Source organism: Streptacidiphilus carbonis (assembly GCF_000787775.1).
GTDB lineage: Bacteria > Actinomycetota > Actinomycetes > Streptomycetales > Streptomycetaceae > Streptacidiphilus > Streptacidiphilus carbonis.
In genome coordinates, this window is sequence record NZ_BBPM01000126.1 from 1 (window position 1) to 4,509 (window position 4,509).

A 4,509-nucleotide genomic window follows, 5' to 3' on the forward strand; every position below is an offset into this window, starting at 1 on the left:
CTAAGATCATTCCGCTGCGCAGTTGAAGCATCGCAGCAGGTACGGACCCGACCAGGGATTGCTACAGCCCTGTGCCGCTGAGCGGGTCGTCCTCCCACTTGTCGACGTCCGCGACACCACGTCGGAGCCCACGGCGACCCGTCGCCTTGGCGCCGTCCCGGACGAGCGGCCCAAGCCAGCTCACCTTCGACATCACCCAGGGCCAGAAGGGCCCGCAGGCCGAGAACATCACCGCGGCCTAACCGCGCCCAGCCAGCGCCCCGCACCTTGATGACGCTTCGCGAAAACGGCCAGCGGAGTGCCGGTCCTGGCCCTGGCGTGGAAATCCAGTGCCCGCCACCGGGCCCTTCGGGCAAGGATGCGCACATGGACAACGCGGCGGGGCTGGCGGGGCGTTTGATGACTGCGGCGCGAGTGGCGCAGGCCGCGGAGGCGGAGCACGACTGGGACGCCTACAGGGCGCTGGCCTGGGAGGCGGCGAAGGAGGAGCGCGGGGTGACCGCGTTGCGCTGCGGGTTGGAGTTGCTGGAATCGGCCCGACTCCTGGAGCGGGAGGTGGGCTGCGATCTGGTGGGCAACGCAGCCGACCAGCATGCGGCTCTGCGCGACGAGGCGGTGACCGCCCTGCTGGCGCTGGCCGAGGTGGAGACAGAGGTCTGCGTGCTGCTTTCCCTCGTCCGCGGCCTGGGCCAGACCCAGGACCCCCGCGCCGTCCACGTGCTGGTCAGGCTTTCCAGACACGGGGACGCCGACCTGCGGCGTCAGGTCGCCTCTGACATCACCTTCGTCAACAGTGGGCTGCCCGACGGCCCCGATGTCCAGGCGCTGATCCAGCTCACCCAGGACCAGGACCCCGAGGTCCGCAACTGGGCGGCCTTCACATTGGGATTCCAGCTGGAGCAGGACACGACCGCCATCAGGGACGCGCTGTGGAAGTGCACCACTGATGAGTACAGCGAGGTCCGAGAAGAGGGCGCGCGAGGGCTGGCCAGACGGCACGACCCACGGGCCGTCCCGCTGATCGCGGAACTGCTGGACTCCGACGACGGAGCCCACATCTTCACATTCGACGCAGCGGAGATCCTGGGCGTCCCTGAGCTCCTCCCGTCTCTGGATACCTATGAACCCGACTCACCCGGAACCGACCAGGCCACTGCGGCCTGCGACCCGGTGCGGCGGGCCCGGATAGAGCACGACGCCTGGAGGGTCGTCGAGCAGTTGGAGAAACTGCACCCCGACCTCGGCGCGGCGCTTGTCTCACCGCGCTACGAGTCGGTGCACTCGATAAAAGTGACCCACCGAGAGATGGTGGACGCGAGCTACGACGCGGTCTCGCTGCTCGCCCGCGCCGGCGGGGAGCCGGCGCGGGCGGCCGAGTTGGTGGTGGCCGACCTCACTCGTTCTGCTGAGAGCGGGCCGTGGGCCGAAAGTCTCACGGGTCCCTCGGGGTAAGCGTCACCGAGGGGTTGCTGCGGAGGACCGACTCTCACATGCACCGGTTCACTCGCAAGCCTGCCACCACCCCTGAACGGCGCGTACCTGGGGAATCAAGGAACGCCATCAACCTGGCCGTGCGGGGCGCTGCTGCGTTCTGCTCGGTCCGCGTGTCGCAAGGTTCAGCGGGTCCGGTGGCTCAGACGCGGCGCCAGGACGTCGCTTTGCTGGCCCTGCTGCCGTCGTCCGCGTGCAGGACGGCGTCGGCGATCTCGCCGGGGAACGTCGCGTTGATGTGGTCCGCAATGAGCTTCCGTGTTCCGGCCGACACCACGGCGGCGATGTTGATTTCGCTCTCGTCGGTGTCGCGCTGGTAGGCGCCGCCGTAGATCCAGTTCTGGCCGTTGACCTTCATGTGCAGGTCGATGATCAGGACGGTGGGGCCGTTGTCGACGCGCACAGCCTTCCTGGTCAGGTTGGCGCGGGGCTCCCACGACCAGTGGTAGACCCCCGGGTTGTTGGCGACGGTGTCCATGGCCCAGCGCGTCCGGTCGCGCTCTGTGGCAGGTGCCTGCATGATTCCTCCCCCTGGCGCCGAGGCGGCCACGGGTGTGGCGGCCCTCAGACGCGTGCCGATTCTGTCCGCATATGCCGCTTGATCACCATAGATGTGACCGAACGATCAAATGGAGGGCGCGAGTTGATGGAGCGCCCGTTCTCGGTACGTTCGTCTGGGGGCCGAAGGGGCTGCCCTGTCGGGCCCAGGTCTCGTATGCCACGTTGCTGGTGCTTCACCGCGCTGGGTGCAGCTCCCACACCGGGCATTCCAGGTCGTGGGGTTCCCGTCCGCCGAGGCCCCGGCAGCGGGGGACTTCGGCTGGTCCTCGCCGGAGGTGGCGGCCTGGAAGCCCCACCCCCCTGCAGTCGGGGCACAGGTCGCGGTCCGGGGCGGGGCACGCGGCGCAAGTCGCCATGGTCGGTGAACGAGCACTGAGTTGTGAGCATCGTGAAGTGCCAGGTCACGGGACTCGTGTGATTCCGTGCCCGGGTGCTCGTACTGGTCGCGGGCGGCAGTCCGCCGTGTGGATCGTCGGGCAGGCAGGTCTTCGTGAGTTCTGGCCCGGCTGAATTTGCACTCGCCGCCTGCCCCGTCCGGACAGGCTGCGCCCCGCCGCGAACGGGGTGTCCGTCGGGCGGGGCGCAGCGGAGCCGGTGCTGGTGTTGGTCAGTTCGGGTTGATCGGGTTGGTGCCGTATGTCCAGTTGCCGGCGGAGCTGGCGAAGACCTGCACCGGGTCGTTGCCCACGTTCATGGCCATCAGGTCACATTGGCCGGGGCTGAGCTTGGGAGTGGTGATCCTCACCGTGTGGCCGTTGGCGTCGTCCGTGAGCCACAGGTAGAAGTCGTTCGCGGAGCTCTGGTCGTTGCAGATTTCGCCGAGGGCCGAGCCGTTGTAGTTGCTGCCGCTGATACAGGTGCCGTGCTGGCAGTACTGGTCGGTGGCGGCGCTGGCGGTGCCGGTGCTGCTGACCGCCGCGCCGCCGGCGAGCGCGACGGTGGCGGCGGCCATGGCGATGGCCCGCTTGGACTTCCCGAGTTTGAGCATGGGTGTGTCTCCCCCGTGGTTGGTGCCCCTTGCCGGGGCGGTGTGGTTCCCCCGAACGTGCTGCCGCTTGGGCCGGCCCTGCGCTGAGCGGCAGCACCAGGTTGCTCGGTGCGGCTGTACAGAGTCACGTTTCCCGTACGAATCCGTACACCCCCCCGGCGCCGGATCACCCAGTGGTCGACTCGGATGCCGCCCAGTTCCCGCGAGTGACTGCATATTGACGGCCAGTCACCGCCCCTGGAGGGTGTGCATGACCGCGACGGTCGGCCCGACTTGGAGGTCATCGTGGAGCTACAGTTCATCGGCGTAGCCCCCAGCACCGAAGACCGCGACTCGCCGACAGCATGGGTCGACCCCGACGCCAAGGAGATCATCCTCCAGGGCCGGAAGGCCGGAGACGACCTCCGGCCCAAGGTCCACAACAGCCCCGCCCCGCGACACGCCCCCGGGATCTTCGACCACGAGGACGTCATCCGCATCCCCGCCCGAATGGCCGCGATCCTCCGAAAGACTTGTGATGTCGCAGAAGGACTGGACGGCTGACGACCCGTTCCAGACGGTCCGCTTCTCTGCCGTGCACCTGGAGATGCGGGACACCTACGGCGTCGCCGGCGAGGCCGAGGGCTACGACTTGTGGAAGCGGACCGGCACCCGCGACCCGCAGCTCGACGCGGCAGCCCGCGCCGGATGGATGGCCACAGTCCGCGACATGATCGCCCGAGGCGTCGTCGTCCGCCGGGCCGGCATCGTGTCCGAGCCGGCCACCGAGTACATCGAGTACGAACACTCCGGCACCGAGGCCAACCTCAACGCCGGCGAGCTGGTGCGCTGGCTGCCCCGACGCCAGACGGCCGACATCGCCCTACCCGGCACCGACCTGTGGATGTTCGACGAAGAGGCCGTCGAGTTCACGTTCTTCTCCGGCGACGGCGTAGTCGTCGAACGCGAGTGGTCCACCAAGCCGGCCGTGGTCGAGCTGGTCCGCTCCGCCTCGAGACGGTGTGGCCCGGGCCGTTCCGCACGAGGACTACAAGATCCGCTGACGGCCCCACCATGGCCACATCCCCATCGTCGAGTGCGCAGGCCGCCCGGGAGCGGGTGGCCGCGCAGCTCCGCGACATGCGACTGGAGGCCGGCCTGTCCGGGCTGGAGATGGCCGCCCACTGCGGCCGGCACTCCGCGAAGACGTCCAGGATCGAGCACGGCAAGGCGGCCCCGACCGACTCGGACATCCGGACCTGGTGCACGGCGTGTGGACAGGACAGCCACGCAGTCGACCTGATCGCGGCCAGCCGCCAGGTCGACCAGATGTACGTCGAGTGGCGCCGTCAGCGGCGAGGCGGACTGCGACGACTGCAGGAGAGCGCCCTCACCGGCTACGCCGAGCAACTACGGCAGCCGGCCGAGCGGGTCGTCGTGCTGCGGGCCGCGGACGCGCGCGCTCCCAAGTAGGCACTCGCTGTGTTCGC

The 4,509-nt window shown here is 69.0% G+C and carries 5 protein-coding genes and 1 pseudogene; 4 read left to right on the forward strand and 2 right to left on the reverse strand.

The features are described from left to right. Positions 1–366 precede the first annotated feature (366 nt). The gene (locus TR46_RS38735) at positions 367–1,452 is read left to right on the forward strand and encodes a HEAT repeat domain-containing protein (RefSeq protein WP_052433471.1); all 1,086 of its coding nucleotides are present in this window, start codon (positions 367–369) and stop codon (positions 1,450–1,452) included. Between the two features lie 181 nt (positions 1,453–1,633). Here TR46_RS38735 and TR46_RS37430 read toward each other — a convergent pair whose 3' ends face one another. Both TR46_RS37430 and TR46_RS43375 read right to left on the reverse strand, forming a co-directional pair. Beyond that, positions 1,634–2,011 carry a hypothetical protein gene (locus TR46_RS37430; protein WP_152626939.1) on the reverse strand — a complete coding sequence of 126 codons (378 nt, stop codon included), beginning with the start codon at positions 2,009–2,011 and terminating at the stop codon, positions 1,634–1,636. Positions 2,012–2,659: 648 nt separating this feature from the next. Then, a complete protein-coding gene (locus TR46_RS43375) occupies positions 2,660–3,040 on the reverse strand; it encodes a hypothetical protein (protein WP_042411733.1) in 381 nt (126 codons plus the stop codon). A 246-nt stretch (positions 3,041–3,286) separates the two neighbouring features. Here TR46_RS43375 and TR46_RS37440 point away from each other — a divergent pair, with 246 nt between their 5' ends. From TR46_RS37440 to TR46_RS37450, 3 genes and pseudogenes are all read left to right on the forward strand, one after another. Further along, positions 3,287–3,583, forward strand: a complete 297-nt coding sequence (locus TR46_RS37440; RefSeq protein WP_236655706.1) for a hypothetical protein — start codon at positions 3,287–3,289, stop codon at positions 3,581–3,583. Positions 3,584–3,626: 43 nt separating this feature from the next. Continuing rightward, positions 3,627–3,980: pseudogene (locus tag TR46_RS45510) on the forward strand (DUF6879 family protein); the annotation flags it as partial. 113 nt (positions 3,981–4,093) lie between these two features. Beyond that, the gene (locus tag TR46_RS37450) at positions 4,094–4,492 is read left to right on the forward strand and encodes a helix-turn-helix domain-containing protein (RefSeq protein ID WP_084719272.1); all 399 of its coding nucleotides are present in this window, start codon (positions 4,094–4,096) and stop codon (positions 4,490–4,492) included. Positions 4,493–4,509: the final 17 nt, after the last annotated feature.